The following is a 15,621-nucleotide window of genomic DNA, read 5'->3' on the forward strand; positions in this document are numbered from 1 at the left end:
CAATGGAAAAAAAATTTGCTATCATATACCTAGATATACTATGTATAGTTATTCTAGGTAAAGGGGTGAAAACATGCAAATCAACAAAGAACTATTAAAAGGAAGCACTACCATACTTATATTGAGTCTTCTCAATCGTAAAGATATGTATGGCTATGAAATGATTAAAGAAATGGAGCTACGTTCAAAAGGAATATTTTCCTTTAAAGAAGGCACACTTTATCCGATACTTCATGGATTAGAAAATGAAAATCTTATAGATGCCTATTGGGATGCTGGTGAAAGTAAACGAAAGAGAAAATATTATAAAATAACACAAGATGGCAGAAAACTTTTCGAAGAAAAAGAAAAGGAATGGAAATTATTTACCAACACAGTAAATAAAGTATTGGGGGATGAGACTTTATGTCAGTTATAAGAGATGAAAAAATTAATGATTACCTCACAAAAGTTTGCTTTCTCGTAAAAAACAAAAAAGTGCACGGAAACATAAAAGAAGAACTATACAATCATATAGATGAAATCATTGAAGAATATATTGCTCAAGGAAAATCAGAAGAAGTTGCTATTGATGAGGCTTTGCTTCATATGGGTGATCCTAAAATTGTTGGAAAAAATCTTAATAAAGTACATAAAGCTACTCCAGATTGGGTTCTACTAGCGATGACTATTGCATTTGTTCTATTTGGAATCTTTACAATAGGATTTATGGAAAAAAGCAATGCTATAAATGAATATGGATCTAGTAACTATTTATTTAAAACGCTTATCTTTACGGTTATTGGCTGTGTATTATCATTTATCATCTTAAAAATAGACTATAGAAACTTTAAGAAATACTCTAAATACGTTTATATAGGTACAATAATTTTTTCTTTCTTTAGATTATTCACATCTAGATCTATATTGGGTGGTTACAATATATATGAATACAGCAACTGGATAAACCTAGGACCTATTACTATCAATATTTATAATGTTGTTCTATTTATATTAATTCTTTCTTTGGCTGGAATTTATGCAAACTATAATTGGGGCAGTTCCAAAGAAACCCTTAAAGGCCTTGTATTAGGTTTTATACCTTGTATCATTTTTATTTTAGTTCCTTCAGCAGATAAGCTTACTATTTATACACTATCATTACTATCATTACTAATATTTTCTAGTCTTAAACTAAGATATATAATAGCTACAATAAGTACTTTAATGCTATCCTTTGTTTATTTTATCTTTAGTGAACCTTACAGGATTGAAAGATTTTTTATTTTCCTAAACCACTCAAAAGATCCTAATGGTTCAGGGTGGCTTTTCAATCAATTAACTGCCTTGAGAAGCTCTGCAAACTTGATTGGACACGATTTAAACTCTAGTCATGATATAGTATCAAGATTACAAATGAATAATGATTTTATATTTGCTTATATTCTTTACACCTTTGGATGGATAGCTGCAATTCTGCTAATTGCTACAGTTTTAGCATTTATAATTAGGATTGGTTTTATTGGTATAAAAACTAAAGATAACTACGGAAAACTACTTGTAAGTGGACTATGCGCATTTTTCTTTGGTCAATTTGCTCTTAATATATTAATGAATTTTTCAATGACGCCAGTCTTTGCTATAGGCTTACCATTTATTAGCTACGGTGGAAGTAGCCTTGTAATAAATTTAATATCTGTTGGTTTAATAACTAGCGTATACCGCTGGAGAAACTCACCATATAAAATTGCTTAAAAAAACTTAGTTATTAACATAGCAGTAAACGTAGTATTGGGGGATGAGGTTTTATGCCTGATGTAAGAAATGAAAAAATAAATCACTATCTAGAAGAAGTTTGTTTATTAGTAAGAAATAAAAAAGTACACGAGAACATAAAAGAAGAATTATTCAATCATATAGATGAAATCGTTGAAGAGTTCATTGCTCAAGGAAAAGAAGAAGAATCTGCTATCGATGAAGCTATCCTTCAAATGGGTGATCCTAAAGTTATCGGAAAGAGTCTTAGCAAGGTACATAAAGCTACTCCTGATTGGATTTTGCTAGCAATAACTGTTTTATTTGTATTGTTTGGATTTTTCACTTCACGTTTTATAGAAAATACTGTCTTTAGCCACCCATTCGGGCCAACTTTTATAGGTAGAATACTTCCTCATGCCATTATTGGAAGTATTGTAACCTTTGTAATGTTGAAAATTGACTATAGAAGTTTAAAGAAACATTCTAAAAAGATGTATATTGTCTCAATACTTATTTCTTTACTTAAACTAATCACTTATGGCTATTTAATCGGAAATAAAAATTGGATATGTGTTTTTCCGCTTTACTTTGATGTATTTTATATATCTTCATTTGTTTTAATCCTTTCATTAGCAGGCATTTACTCTAATTATAAGTGGACTAGTATTAAGGAGATAATTAAAGGTTTTGTTTTAGGGTTCGGACCTTGTTTCATATTTTTAACAATCCCAAACTTTGGTCTTCTGGTTACTTATACAATAGCTGTACTAACTTTAATGATACTTTCTGGGCTTAAACCAAAGTATATTATAATGGAATCAGGTTTATTAATTGCATTTTCTGTGCTTTGTTTCATTAATAAGCAATATAGACTAACAAGACTTGCAGCTTTCCTTAATCCATCAGAATACCCTTATGGTGCTGGATGGTTTTATATTCGTCTGAATTCAGTAAGAAATTCCTCTGGATTATTTGGACACAGAACTGGATTCAAGGATGGCATGCTTCCAGAGTATTATAGTAATTTTATACTCACTTATATCATTTATAGCTTTGGCTGGATAGTTGGGATAGTACTAATTGCTACAGTTCTAGCTTTCATAGTAAGAATTGGTTTTATCAGTATGAAAACTAAAGATAACTATGGAAAGTTACTAGTAAGTGGATTTTGCTCACTATTTTTCGTTCAATTTTTTATAAATATATTAATGAATCTTTCGTTATTTCCAGCTTTAAGTATTAGTTTACCTTTTATAAATCTTCGTACAGATGGACTTATAATTAATATAATGTCCGTTGCCTTGATAACTAGTGTATATAAGTGGAGAAACTCGCCATATAAAGTAGCATAAATTAAGAATTAAGCTTAAACTTTTACAACTAACAAAAACTCCAAGTGTTTATAAAATGAACTGAATACTAATAAGTAATCAGCTGAAAACACTTGGAGTTTTTTCAATAAAATTATAAAATTTTATTTAGTATTCGTGTTATATGTTGTTTAAACATCAGAAATTTTTAATCAAAAACAACCTTCCATTCCTCATTCTTATATGCCTTAAAGCACATTTCAATTTGACTCTTAGTGTTTCTTGTAATAGATAACGGTGGAAGTTCCTCAAGGCTAAAAAAGCCACTATCAGAGGTTTCTATATTAGGCTTAAATTCGCCATCTATGATATCACATAGTACAAATACCTTACATATCCCATGAGCAATTATAGGAATATTGTGTTTGTTTCTATCCAACAGTGCAATTACTCTATTAGGTTCAACATCTAAACCAGCTTCCTCTTTTACTTCCTTAACGACATTTGATTTTACCGTTTGATTAACATCCATCCAACCACCTGGCAAAGACCATTCCTTAGTTGCAGATTCTTGTACTAATAATATTTTATCATCTTTGAAAATCGCTGCTCTAGTATCTAACTTTGGAGTTTGATACCCTGTTTCATTACAAAATACATCTTTAACTTTATCAAGATTAAGCCCTGACTTAGCACTGACAATCTCTGCTGAAAGTTCACGAATTCTTTCAAATCTCTCTATATCATATTTATCTTTAGAATAAAAAAGTATATATACATTAATAGAATTTATTAGAAAATAAGAAGTAATTCACTTTTTATTAAAGTATGTCCTAGATGTTTTTAGGCGATAATTGACTACATTTCTGCCGTTTCATCTGCCGTCACAAAAACCCCCTCCCCTACCGCTTAAAATGTGCACACATTAGGAGGGTAATGTATCAAAAAGTTTTGATTTTTTAGCTATTAATACTGAAAAAGGAGAGTAGGGATGAAAACTTTTGCTTACGGTTTAGCAAGTGATCTTAGTGCAGAAGATGAAATCAAACCAAAAGAAATTGAAGGAAGAAAACCCATTGATAAGATTAAATATGAAAGAATAGTTTTTAGGGTTACCGAAGAAGAAAAACTAATATTTGAGCAATTAGCAAAAGTAAACGGCATGACCGTTAGCGCATATATAAGATACCTAGTGCTTTACCAAGAATTTAATAAAACTATTAAAGAGGTGTAGAAAATGTATAATGTAAATCTTGAAAGAGATGAAATAGTCTATCTTATATCTAAGCTTGAACCAATTGTGGAGGAATTAGAATCATTGCTAAAAACTTGTAAAGATTCTAGTGAATTTTCTAAAGAAGAGTTTGAAAAACTCGTAAAATATAAAAAGCGTACCCTACAAAAATTGCGTGGTGCAATTGGACTTTAGGAGAGAAAATGATATGGATAATTATGAAGCTGTAGCTTACGCTGTAGTAGCTATAAAAGAATTAGATATAGAAGGTCAAGAAGTGAACGAAATCACATTAAAAGGACGTATGTTAAAACTTATGGATAAGTATTCAGAAGAAGAGATTTATAAAAAGCATATTGGAAATAATTAAATACAAAAATGCCCTCAGATAATTCTGAGGGTTTAACTTTTCATATATCTAGTAATGAATTAACTTTTGGTTCCTGATTTTCTCGTTTTTCTTGCTTCACTACTGCTTTTGTTATTCCTTGCTTTTCTTCAAGCATTTTTGCCTTTAAGATGTCTTTTACGAATCCGCTATAATTAGAATGTTCTCTAATCCATTGTTCTAGCTCTGTTTCGTCTTTTTTAAAACTTAAGGTAACTAGACCCATAGAAGTTCACCAACCTTTTTGAAGCCCCTTACGTTCGCTAGTACAGGGTTTTGCATTATACTTATATCTTCGTATCTATTTACAAAAGCTTTATGGAATAATGCAGCTCCTCCACCAGTTAGCATAAGTTTTTCTGTATGTGCTGAGAATTTAAAATCTAGATCAGCTTTAATCTTCATAAAATTTTCCCTTAGAACAGAAGAAACAAAGCTAATATCCACAGTTTTATTATCTATGCTTAAATAACCTTGCTTAATTATCTTCTCAGCTTTTTCAACGTCTATATCGATAGAGAATTTTGAATTTAACTGATCTGCTATATTCTTATATATATTTAAAGTACCTACATTAACTGTAGAAGTTGTCTTTAGTTCTCCATTAAAGATATACGCTATATCTGTTGTTCTCCCTCCTATGTCAATTATTATCATGTCCTCCTCGCTATCAAGGCTCTGATAAGCTCCTACACCCTCTGGATATACTTTAAACTCAGTTATGGTTAAAGTTCTTTCTTTATCATTTAAGATTATTTTTTTATTAGATTCTTTACTAATTTTATTTTCAATTTCAGCCTTTCTACTTTTATATTGATTTATAGGCAACCCTACCACAACCTTGTTATATTGTGCAGGACTACTTAAAGCTATAGCTGAATAAAGAAGAGGTAAAAAACTTTCCTTACTAGCTTTATCAAGTTCAGTATCTCTATTACCCTCTCCTATGTAGAATGTTTTATTATCAAACTCTATCTTGATTTTTGAGCCTAATAAATTTTCTTCTGTGCTTACTAAACTCTTAAAATTCACTCCTGTGCTTGTCTTAACACTATAGTTTCCAATATCAATTCCTAGTATCATTATAAACCCTCCGAAAACTTAATTAATTCTTATGAAATTTTATAAAATATCATAAGTTTTTTATACTTAATTCTATGTGAGAATTTTATAAATATTTCATGTTTTTATAAATTTTGTTAAACTGTATAAAAGTTTATGAAGTTGACTATAATTAAAAATAAAAAATAACCCCCAGAACTAAATCTGAGGGGAATATCTATTCAATATTCTTTACTACTGCCTTTGACTTTTTATCCATAACTACAAGTGATTCACCATTGCTGTTTTGAGCTGAAACATTGTCTATAATATATGATGAGTTACTAATTACCACACCTTCACTTTTACCTTTAGGAGAACATTTTATATTGCCTATTGTAACACTTTTAGTATTTTTATCTTTTCCTACTTCATCTAAAAATACATCACATTTCACATTAGGCCTTAAAGTATTTGCGTTGTTCACTATTATATTTTTAATTTTTGTGTCGCTGCACCTATTTAACCAAACACCTTTTAATTCTTGACTTTGCTTTATGCCATCGCTATCTTCTAAACCATTTTTTAATTTATATTCATCTGCTCCAAATTCATCAATTTGAATTTCACCAATGTTATGTCCATTTCCTGTAAGGTACACTCCATGTACATCTGACTTCTTAACCCAAATTTTATCTATTTGCAAATTACTTGGATTCTTTATCCACCCATCAACTTCTACTGCCGCAACATTATTTAAACCATTTGAATCCAAATCATCTACTTCGATTAATTTACACTTCATATTTGTAGTACCTGGGGATAAATGAACCCCTCTCCCCCTTACACCTGGATAATCTGTAGCTTTTGAACCATCAGATTTAACATGTATAGCATCTACTGTAAGTCCATCAATATTACGTGTTCCAAATCTATCATATGTAACTATAGTTCCTTTTATAGTTAGGTTCTTAATCTTTTCTTTGTTATCTTCAACAAATACATGTACTAAGCCTGTTAACTCCGCACCTTCCTCAAATCGTATAGTTACATTGCTTTGAGATATATTTAATTGTGTTTTATATAAACCTGTAGGGAAAAATACTTCATAGCCTAGAGTACTTGCATTATCTAATACATTTTTCATAAGCTTATAATTGTTCAATAATGAATTATCATCTGGAAACACTCCGTACCTTCTTACATCTCCATAACTGTAACGTTCATCAGTAACTCCAATCTCATTTTCTTGTATCGGATAATTTCCTAATGCTCTAGATACCGTTTCTTTTTCTTCTGATTTTACTTCTTTTTTATCAGCAATATATGTACTTATCTGTTCTATTGCCTTGCTACTTTCAACTTTACTATGCTTAGTATCTATATAGCTATAAACGCATGTAAAGCTAAAAAGTAGCAAGCTAAAAATTAGAAATCCTATTTCAAATTTCTTCTTATCCTTATTCCTTATTCTTACCATTTACCCACTTCCTTAATAAAATGATATCTTATTTACTGTATCTAATTGAGATTAATTATAAAATATGCAAATACATAAGTCAATTGGATATATATATTACTGGATATTGCCATAATTTAAATGCATCACCAAAAATGACTTGCACAAAAAAGAAAAAAGGTAGTAAGCTAGAATTTATCTAACTCACTACCTTGCTTTTATTTAACTAGATTTTCTATATCATTAACTTGTTTTTTCAGTTGCTCCACCATAGCTTTGACTTTAGTATCAATTTCAGACTGAGGCATTGCATCGACTAGTGAATAAGTAAACTTTCTTCCTTCTCTCCATCCAAACTCATAATAGTGATCTAAGCCTGAAACAAAAATACCTTTATTTACTGCAGCAGCAACATCAGGATTACATATTAAATATCCTGAATCTGTGTATCCTGTTGGAATTGGTGGTAATGGTTGTCTACCTTCTTTCTTGCCATATGCTAAATAATGCTGATATGGATCAATTCCATTCTTTGCAACATCTTGATATTGTGACAAGTACCAGGTTCTACTAAATGCTCTTATCTTCATTTCTTCTTCCTCCACTTCATTTACTATCTTATCTTTAAAATCTGCCCACCTTGTCCAATTATTACAACTAAAAGGACTTGGGCAATTCTTTCTACTAGCATCATAATGTCTCACAACTCTATCTATAGGTACACCATATTTATTCATCAGTAGCCTTATTAAATCTCTAGCGTTTTTTGCTGTCTTTTCTGAAATGTCTCCATTGGTTCCACACATTTCTATTCCGATGGAATTATAATTTGATATTCCATAAGCTCCATTACCATCGCCACAATGCCAACTAGCATTAAAATCTTCTACCACTTGATAAATAACATTATCATCAACAAAATAGTGTGCTGAAGCTTCTCTATCGCACGCATTGAAGTAATTTGCATTGCCTTGTGCTGAATCGTTAGAATTACCTGTAAAATGGCATACTATGTATTGAACATTGTTACCATCTTCATAATTGTAATTACTTATTTGTTTTATAATTGATACCACCTATATCACTCCTTCTTTGTATCCCTAACTGTTGATTGTCCAAAATAAAAAGCAACAACAAGTGAAAATACAGTAAGAAACTGCTCACTTGAAATTGCTTCTCTTAAAGCCATTATGCAGAATACTAAAGTCAAACCTAATGCTATAAGTTTTTTAACTTGCATTAGTTCTGATAATCTTTTTAACATAAAATCACCTCTTATTTTGATCTCATAATAGTTAATATAGACGAAACTACAGCACCTATAATTACACCTATAGTAGTTGTTATGATCTGCATTTTTACACTGTTTGCATTTTTCTTTTGCATATTATCAAAGTTCTTCCAATTGTCATTAAGAGTATTGATTTTTTCAAGTATATTTTTATTACCTTCATCTATCCTTGCTAAGGTTTCATTAACATCACCTAATTTATTTTTTAGACTTGAAACTTCTTCTTTAAGATTTTTGTTTTCTTCTGCTAATTTATCATATTTTTCTTCTAGTCTAATTAATTTTTCTTCTGTAGTATCCATCCTACTTCTCCTTTTTCCTTCTCAAAATATTTAATATTCCACCAACCCCACCTCTTGGTAGGAAAATCTTTCTGAACCAATCCAACATTATCTGCACCACTTTCATTTTGTATATTAAAGTTTCCTGTACTGTTTTGAATATTTGAATAATACTTAGTTAAATATGGAGTTGTAAAATAACAATAAACCCATATGGAGCCAAAAATACTTCCACATATCGCAAGTATTCTAAAAGTAACATTTAACATGTAAAAATATTTATCTAGTCTTTTAAAAAATTCTTTTTGCTGTATCTTTTGTTCGTTGTAATGTTTCTCTTCAAATTCTTTTGTAATTTCTTTTGCTATAACTTTAGCTAAGTCAATTACTTCATTATTCATCACTTACTCTCTTTCATTTTGATATAGAAAAAGGCATTAGATTTATTCTAGTGCCTAATACTTAATTATGTAATTTAACGCTAAATAAGGCTGCGTGATATTAAAAGGTTGTCCGCCACCAGTATAAGTAGTGTCCTCAATTCTGTTAGTTTCGTCGGTGGCGTTTCCGTTATTGAAAACACCTTCTAACTCTTGTACCCCGTATGTGTCGTCAACTTGGTGTTTGTGCGGTGTTAATTCTTGCAAAGTCAACAAATGTGTTTCTTCTCCGCCAATTTGCCCGATGGTTCTATTTGTGCCAGTAATATTTAATGTATGTGTACCAGTTCCCACGTTTGTTATATCTACTACAGTGCCAGCTAATGCATTTTGGGTAGTAGTAGCTAGTTTAATATTACTAGCATTAGTGCCAGCTGCTATATAGTAAGTTATTCCACTTACTATTCCTCCTGGCATCGTACCACTGGTAGTTATTTTTACAGGCATACCTACATAAAGTGTTGTTGCACATCCAATTATATTTATTTGATTATTAGTTATATCAACACTCGTTGTAGGGAAATTAAACTTATAAGATAACTAGCCAGAACCTATTGGAACTCTACCACGCATATCTGGTAAATTAAATGTAGTTGTTCCATCTCCATTACCGTAAGTTGTGCCTATTGCTGTATATAGATTAGCATATGTTTCTCTTGATACAGCACTACCGTCACAAATCAACCAGCCTTGTGGTGCTGTAGTTGTCGCTGTCATATCAATTTTACCTGGGAAAGTTCCACTACTACCGTTTAATTTTTCTTGGCACATGAAATATAAATACATATCTGTTCTACTTGAATATTCATTTATCTGAGGTAAATCTTCAAAGGTAATAGTATTTATACCATTTAAAAAAGCCATGTAGATATCTGTCTTGCTTACATGCGTAGGCAAATCATTTATATCCATTTTATCAACCCCTTTTTTTAGAATAAAAATAGAGACTAGAATTTAATCTAATCTCTATAAACCATCACAATTTCTAAATTTTATATTTTCATAGTTATTTACAGCTCGTCCACTTGCGCTACCAATACTTACAAATTCGCAATCCTCAAAAGTTATATCTATATTATTATCCAATGCATTAAATACATAATTCCCATTTACAATTCGAATCTTTAGTTTTTTTATATTACAATGAATCATATTTTCAGATGTATAGACTCTAAAAATATCATATCCTTCCGTATTGCTCATATCTGTATTTTCGTAATTTATCATTGCAGCTTCATTGCCCGTAGATTCAATATCTACATAATCTTTTAAAGTTATATTGCACTCATTATATTCATACCCACCCTCTATTTTTATTAGATATCTTTTGTCGGGTCCACTACGAGTTATGCTCTCCATTGCTGATTTTAAAGTTGGAAATGTTAAGCCATCATCAATCCCTGGATGAACATATATAACGTTTGTGTATTTAGAGTAAGGTGGGTTTTTGCTTAATATAACCACTGAAGAAAATGAACAAATAAAAAATGTTATAATTAAAAACTTATATATCTTTTTCATTTAATTTTCCTCCTACATCGTATATTAACAATTATAACACTTTTTTAGTTTAATACTAGTAATTTAATGCTAATAATACAGTTGCAGTACTGTTGGCAGTTGTTGTCATCAACGCTACACCAAATGCATCTTTGATATCTGTAACCTTCTCTGCTTTTCCAGCGTTTGTTATGCTGTTTCCTACCAAATCTTGTCCCACAAGCGATGAAGTAGTTGTTACTTTTGCAAAACCTTTTCTTTGAACTACAACCTTCTCACCTGTTACAGCTGAATTAAGTGCAATTCCTACGACTGTTTTGTAATGTGTTGTTGTAGGTGCAGTTTGGATTTTATATCCACTTAGATCCGCGTAAACAACTACATCACCTTTAGTTATAGAACTATAGGCAATATAGTTTGCTGAATAATGTCCACATTCGAGCCTATACTCAGTTGCAAGTGTCTCATTGAAATTATAAAACACTGTATCAATCTCATTACCTTGTCCAATGACCCTCCCCCACCACTTAGTGGTTGTAGTATTGTTTAAAACTAAATAATCTCCGTCAATGCCTTTGAACTTACAATGGTTAATCTCAACAGTATCATTTTGAGTACTGTTGTAAGAAACTAACCTAGCGCCAAAATTTCCACCTTCACTATAACAAGTTTCAAGTTTTAAGTAACATGATTTCTCCTGTAAATCTCTGCTGTGCCATATCAATCCAGCGAGTTGTTTACCTGTATATGTGTAAGCGTGAAAATTACAATTAATAAATCTTATATCTTGACCTCCATATTCTCCGATACCTACTGCATAGCCAAAATCAGTTGATGAAGTGTTCCCCAAGTGCCAAAATTGACAATCCTCAAAAGTAATATTTATGTCAGAATTTTTATTAAAGTCGAGATGAACACAATAATTACCATCCTTAATTTTAAAGCATATCCCTTTTATTTTGCAATGTATTGCAAAATCTGCTAATGGCGCACTGTGAATAGGAATTCCTACAGGGGCAGGGTTTGTTCTTAATATGTCATATAACATGTTGTTGTTAGCAGGACATGAATAGCTTATTGTCGTTGTATCTGTTCTCCAATCTTTTAAGGCTTCAATGTCAACATAATCCTTTAGGGTTATATTAATGTCCTCTTCGTATAGTCCGGGAAAAACATATATCACATATCTTTTATTTACCCCATTATCCGATATACTTTCAACTGCCGTTTTTAAATTTGGGTAAACGGGATGATTATTTATCTCTTCAGTTATTGTTTTATGTACATAAATAATATTTCTCTCCAATGCTTTAAGGGACAAAATATCCCCACCTTGAATAGCTTGTAGTAAATTTTCATAAGTTATATTTGCATTATCATTTGCAATTCCTAATTCCTCTATAACAGTGGCTGTATTACTACTAATTTCTTGATTCTGCAACACACTACCATTTATGTTTAAAGATAATTGAAAAGTAGTTTCTTGTTTTGAGGCGTTTGTTATAACTAATTCAAACTTAGCTACGCCAGCGGCACGTGTACAATCTCTTGGTAACACCACTGTAACGATATTATCGATAAATGAAATATTGTCTCCGCTTACTATTGCTATAGTATTATCAGGTTTAATCCAATTTAACATCAAAGTGTTACCAACTAGATTATGAGGTACTCCATTTTCTGTTAGTGTGAGTTTTAAAGTAAGATCATCATTCTGAACACACTCTCTATAATCATAATTTTGTGAGTAACTATCTACTTTTATATTGATTGTTCGCATTTGCTCACCTCTTAAAATCTTTCAAATAATTATCTTCTGTTTTCTCTTCAAAGTTTTTTCTCATGCCTTCTATTTTGTACTTAAATTTTATTACTTGATTTGATTCAATGATAAAATAACCAGGATAAGTATTCGCAATCCATAGATCGCCTTTTCCTAGTTTTGAAAGCCAAACATTATATTCTGTTTCTGTATTGATACATTCTCTAATAAAATCAGATATTTTTATTATGCACTTATAACTGTTAGTTTCTTCATAATATTTAGTTTCGTGAATTTCATTTACTGGTGTTTTAGTGAGTAGTGAGTTGATGTCTTCATTAGCATAAAAGGGAACCTTGCCATAGTTTTCAGTTCTTTGAATACAATTCTTATTACCAAGTACTGATAAGTTTTGAATTTCTAGTGTCTTAGTTGTCATATCTACAGAAAACACAACTGACTGACCTATTCTAGAGCCATATAGTCGGTCACATTCTAAGTTTAATGTATTTAAATTTGATCCTCTAAAAGATTGTGCTGTAATTGTATTTCCATATAAATAATCTACATCTACATCACCGTATAACTTTATTTCTTCTACAGAATCACCAAATACATTATATTTATCAAATCTCATATATGGTTGCAGTCCATTGCTTGGTGTTTGATAACCTATTTGTATCGCTCCACCAACATCATTCCAGATACCTAAGCTTGGTTTATTTGGAGTGCTAGCATTACTCAAAGAACCTATACTTCCTACGTAGTCACCATTCAATGCCCAATTATACATTTTTAATTGATTATTAGACATTTCCATAGCTATTTTGCCATTGTTATAATATTTTGCTCCACCGGCACCGCTTAAATCTATTTTAAAGCTACCATCAGCATTTTGTATTACTATAGTTGATAATATTCCAGCCTTAATTAAAGTTGCATTTAAAGTTCCAGCTTTAATTAAATCAGCATTTAAAGTTCCAGCTTTAATTAAATCAGCATTTAAAGTTCCAGCTTTAATCAAATCTGCATTTAATGTTCCAGCCTTTATCAAATCTGCATTTAAAGTTCCAGCTTTAATTAAATCAGCATTTAAAATTCCAGTGCTTATCAAGCTTGCATTAATAACTCCATCTAAAGTAAAACCATATTTATATGTTCCATAGTAGCCTGTAGAAGAAAATCCTATTCCTTGTTTATTTAATCTTGTTACCACTGTTGCAGTATTTATATCTTTAGTATCCATAACAAGTATCTCATTGTCTCTTACGACAACATAACTATCTTTCATACCACTTTTGATTATGCTATCAATATATTGTGCTATAGAGTTGTTTCCACTGCCTTCGTATTGTTTTCTTAGATCACTAATTATGTCATTCATATTCATACTTTGAATTTGCACTGCATTACTAAGTGTTAATTCTTTAGTTTTTTGTGCCAATACATCGTATTTTTTAACTACTGCCCTAACCTTTATATCAGTGTCAAGCTTTGATATATAAACTCTAAGGGTATCACCTAAAAAAACTCTTTCAGCTATGGCATAATTTTTATATTCTTCTGTTTTTTCAAGCTGAACAAAGTTAACATCGTAAGTAGCCTTTATTTTATCAATGTCATTTTCGCTATATTCAAGAGTGATCCTTCTATCTAATTCAGCTTTTGCTAAAGCTTCTGTTGCATAACCTTCTGTGTCGCTATCGCTCTTGACCTTAACATCTTGATATTCAATAGTTTTTGTATAAACCCGTGCATAATTATTAATCAAAGGACTATCTACCCAGTTTCCTTTGATTCCGTTAAATCCTTTCCCTCTTGCTCTTGTAACAAGGCTATCAATATTAGATGTTCCATTGAATCCTATTAGGTTCTTACCTTCTCTAATAGTCACACCTCTATCAATACCGATTGTTTGATTTATAGTAACGTTGTACGCCCTTCTGAGGACTTCTCCACCCCATACTTTAAGAAAACTATTATCACTATCTTGCAATGCTTTATATAGGCTCATATCCTCATAATAAGCTGTTGCTGTTGTAGTTATATCTGAGGCAAATGTTATTTCTTTTATGCCTGTAGAACCAGTTAGTAAATGACTTAATGCCGCTTGCCCATTTGCATCCATTGGTCTAACATCGCTAAGATAAAGATTAAGTGTTTCGGCTATAGTTATTTGCCTAGCAACAACATCAATATACCTAGTACCTTTAGTAACTTTAGATATACGAAAAACTTCATCACCATAGTCCATTTTTACCTTCAGTATATTTTCTTCTTCAAGATACTGCTGCACATCAAGAAGAAAAGTAGCATCTAGAGTATAGCCACCAGTATTTAAGTTTTCTTCTGTTTCACATTTAGTACAGTAATTATCTAGAGTTGTTCCGTTACTAGTTAGTACTTTACTTTTAAGGGCAGTAGAAGGGAAATAAGCTATTTTAATTTCTTTTTTCATGCTGTCCTCCTACTTATATTTAGTGGCATATTCCACTATTATTTTTGTTATTGAGCCTGTGTAATTTATAGTATTTTGACCATAACCAAACAAAGGAAAATCCCCTAAAACATCATTATCCTTAGAAGTTCCGTTTTGATTTCTAACTTGCATCAATTTACTATCAATTTCAACATAACTAGAAATACTATTTATTTGCATTGTATCGCCATTTACAGTTAGTTGAACATTTCCATTACCATAAACCTTAAACAAAGGTTCTGCTTCTGCATTTCCCTTATAATTAAATTTAAAACCACTTGAAGTAATGGCATATATTGTAGGTTGCAAATCACTTCTAAAAGGCTCACACACAAAGTCAATATTAAACCCTCCAATGGTTCTAAACTCCTTGCTTAAGTCTCCAAAAATTATCTTTTTAACTATAAAACATTTGTCTTTTCTTCCAACTACAAGTCTATTATCATTTATTTCAGTTAACCATTTATAAACTTCATCAAAATCTATTTCTATCTGATCTGATAGAATTGTGAAGTTGAAAGAAATTTTTCTATCTGAGTACGTCCCCTTGTTAACATACAAACTTCCGTTTCTACCTTCAACTTTCATCTCTTCATATTCCTCGTTAGCAATAGGAATAGAAGGATACTCTTCTAAGAATAAATTCATTCCTAAGCTAGTTCTATTATTAAAATAAATTTCTCCTTCTTTTATCATCCT

General features: G+C 30.9%; 20 protein-coding genes. 6 read left to right on the plus strand and 14 right to left on the minus strand.

From position 1 onward, the window contains the following. Positions 1-73 precede the first annotated feature (73 nt). Genes CLOCEL_RS17530 through CLOCEL_RS17540 form a run of 3 tightly spaced genes read left to right on the plus strand, consistent with a single transcriptional unit; the run spans position 74 to position 3,089 of the window. Positions 74-418 carry a PadR family transcriptional regulator gene (locus CLOCEL_RS17530; RefSeq protein WP_010073591.1) on the plus strand — a complete coding sequence of 115 codons (345 nt, stop codon included), beginning with the start codon at positions 74-76 and terminating at the stop codon, positions 416-418. After that, on the plus strand, positions 406-1,734 hold the full coding sequence (locus CLOCEL_RS17535; RefSeq protein WP_010073592.1) for an FtsW/RodA/SpoVE family cell cycle protein: 1,329 nt from the start codon (positions 406-408) through the stop codon (positions 1,732-1,734). Before CLOCEL_RS17530 ends, CLOCEL_RS17535 begins: the two co-directional genes overlap by 13 nt. A gap of 53 nt (positions 1,735-1,787) precedes the next feature. Continuing rightward, on the plus strand, positions 1,788-3,089 hold the full coding sequence (locus tag CLOCEL_RS17540) for an FtsW/RodA/SpoVE family cell cycle protein (protein ID WP_010073593.1): 1,302 nt from the start codon (positions 1,788-1,790) through the stop codon (positions 3,087-3,089). 166 nt (positions 3,090-3,255) lie between these two features. Here CLOCEL_RS17540 and CLOCEL_RS23725 read toward each other — a convergent pair whose 3' ends face one another. Beyond that, on the minus strand, positions 3,256-3,858 hold the full coding sequence (locus tag CLOCEL_RS23725; protein WP_013291852.1) for an NUDIX hydrolase N-terminal domain-containing protein: 603 nt from the start codon (positions 3,856-3,858) through the stop codon (positions 3,256-3,258). A 180-nt stretch (positions 3,859-4,038) separates the two neighbouring features. Between CLOCEL_RS23725 and CLOCEL_RS17550 the strand changes: the two genes are divergently transcribed. Genes CLOCEL_RS17550 through CLOCEL_RS23330 form a run of 3 tightly spaced genes read left to right on the plus strand, consistent with a single transcriptional unit; the run spans position 4,039 to position 4,651 of the window. Then, a complete protein-coding gene (locus CLOCEL_RS17550) occupies positions 4,039-4,281 on the plus strand; it encodes a plasmid mobilization protein (RefSeq protein ID WP_013291853.1) in 243 nt (80 codons plus the stop codon). Between the two features lie 3 nt (positions 4,282-4,284). Continuing rightward, on the plus strand, positions 4,285-4,476 hold the full coding sequence (locus tag CLOCEL_RS17555) for a hypothetical protein (protein WP_013291854.1): 192 nt from the start codon (positions 4,285-4,287) through the stop codon (positions 4,474-4,476). Between the two features lie 13 nt (positions 4,477-4,489). Next, the gene (locus CLOCEL_RS23330) at positions 4,490-4,651 is read left to right on the plus strand and encodes a hypothetical protein (protein WP_013291855.1); all 162 of its coding nucleotides are present in this window, start codon (positions 4,490-4,492) and stop codon (positions 4,649-4,651) included. 40 nt (positions 4,652-4,691) lie between these two features. Here CLOCEL_RS23330 and CLOCEL_RS17560 read toward each other — a convergent pair whose 3' ends face one another. From CLOCEL_RS17560 to CLOCEL_RS17620, 13 genes are all read right to left on the minus strand, one after another. Continuing rightward, complete coding sequence (locus CLOCEL_RS17560; protein WP_013291856.1) at positions 4,692-4,895, minus strand: hypothetical protein; 204 nt, start codon at positions 4,893-4,895, stop codon at positions 4,692-4,694. After that, positions 4,886-5,752, minus strand: coding sequence for a ParM/StbA family protein (locus CLOCEL_RS17565; protein ID WP_013291857.1), 867 nt, complete (start codon positions 5,750-5,752; stop codon positions 4,886-4,888). The genes CLOCEL_RS17560 and CLOCEL_RS17565 overlap by 10 nt, the downstream gene beginning before the upstream one ends. 196 nt (positions 5,753-5,948) lie before the next feature. Continuing rightward, positions 5,949-7,190 (minus strand): hypothetical protein, encoded by a 1,242-nt coding sequence (locus CLOCEL_RS17570; RefSeq protein WP_013291858.1) that lies wholly within the window; start codon positions 7,188-7,190, stop codon positions 5,949-5,951. 197 nt (positions 7,191-7,387) lie between these two features. Further along, entirely contained in the window at positions 7,388-8,245 is an 858-nt protein-coding gene (locus CLOCEL_RS17575) for a peptidoglycan recognition protein family protein (protein ID WP_013291859.1), read from the minus strand. A 5-nt stretch (positions 8,246-8,250) separates the two neighbouring features. Next, positions 8,251-8,433: a hypothetical protein gene (locus CLOCEL_RS17580; RefSeq protein WP_013291860.1), complete on the minus strand. Its 183-nt coding sequence runs from the start codon at positions 8,431-8,433 to the stop codon at positions 8,251-8,253. 11 nt (positions 8,434-8,444) lie between these two features. Further along, positions 8,445-8,762 carry a hypothetical protein gene (locus CLOCEL_RS17585; RefSeq protein ID WP_013291861.1) on the minus strand — a complete coding sequence of 106 codons (318 nt, stop codon included), beginning with the start codon at positions 8,760-8,762 and terminating at the stop codon, positions 8,445-8,447. Next, on the minus strand, positions 8,738-9,142 hold the full coding sequence (locus tag CLOCEL_RS17590; protein WP_013291862.1) for a hypothetical protein: 405 nt from the start codon (positions 9,140-9,142) through the stop codon (positions 8,738-8,740). Before CLOCEL_RS17590 ends, CLOCEL_RS17585 begins: the two co-directional genes overlap by 25 nt. A 54-nt stretch (positions 9,143-9,196) precedes the next feature. Then, positions 9,197-9,628 carry a hypothetical protein gene (locus tag CLOCEL_RS17595; protein ID WP_013291863.1) on the minus strand — a complete coding sequence of 144 codons (432 nt, stop codon included), beginning with the start codon at positions 9,626-9,628 and terminating at the stop codon, positions 9,197-9,199. A 93-nt stretch (positions 9,629-9,721) separates the two neighbouring features. Beyond that, positions 9,722-10,093 carry a phage tail protein gene (locus CLOCEL_RS23335; protein ID WP_013291864.1) on the minus strand — a complete coding sequence of 124 codons (372 nt, stop codon included), beginning with the start codon at positions 10,091-10,093 and terminating at the stop codon, positions 9,722-9,724. Between the two features lie 54 nt (positions 10,094-10,147). Further along, positions 10,148-10,702 (minus strand): hypothetical protein, encoded by a 555-nt coding sequence (locus CLOCEL_RS17605; RefSeq protein WP_013291865.1) that lies wholly within the window; start codon positions 10,700-10,702, stop codon positions 10,148-10,150. Positions 10,703-10,757: 55 nt separating this feature from the next. Continuing rightward, the gene (locus CLOCEL_RS17610; RefSeq protein WP_013291866.1) at positions 10,758-12,461 is read right to left on the minus strand and encodes a DUF2190 family protein; all 1,704 of its coding nucleotides are present in this window, start codon (positions 12,459-12,461) and stop codon (positions 10,758-10,760) included. A gap of 4 nt (positions 12,462-12,465) precedes the next feature. Continuing rightward, a complete protein-coding gene (locus tag CLOCEL_RS17615) occupies positions 12,466-14,901 on the minus strand; it encodes a phage tail spike protein (protein ID WP_013291867.1) in 2,436 nt (811 codons plus the stop codon). A gap of 9 nt (positions 14,902-14,910) precedes the next feature. Continuing rightward, positions 14,911-15,618: a phage tail domain-containing protein gene (locus CLOCEL_RS17620; protein WP_013291868.1), complete on the minus strand. Its 708-nt coding sequence runs from the start codon at positions 15,616-15,618 to the stop codon at positions 14,911-14,913. Positions 15,619-15,621 lie beyond the last annotated feature (3 nt).

The organism is Clostridium cellulovorans 743B, assembly GCF_000145275.1.
Classification (GTDB): Bacteria; Bacillota; Clostridia; order Clostridiales; family Clostridiaceae; genus Clostridium_K; species Clostridium_K cellulovorans.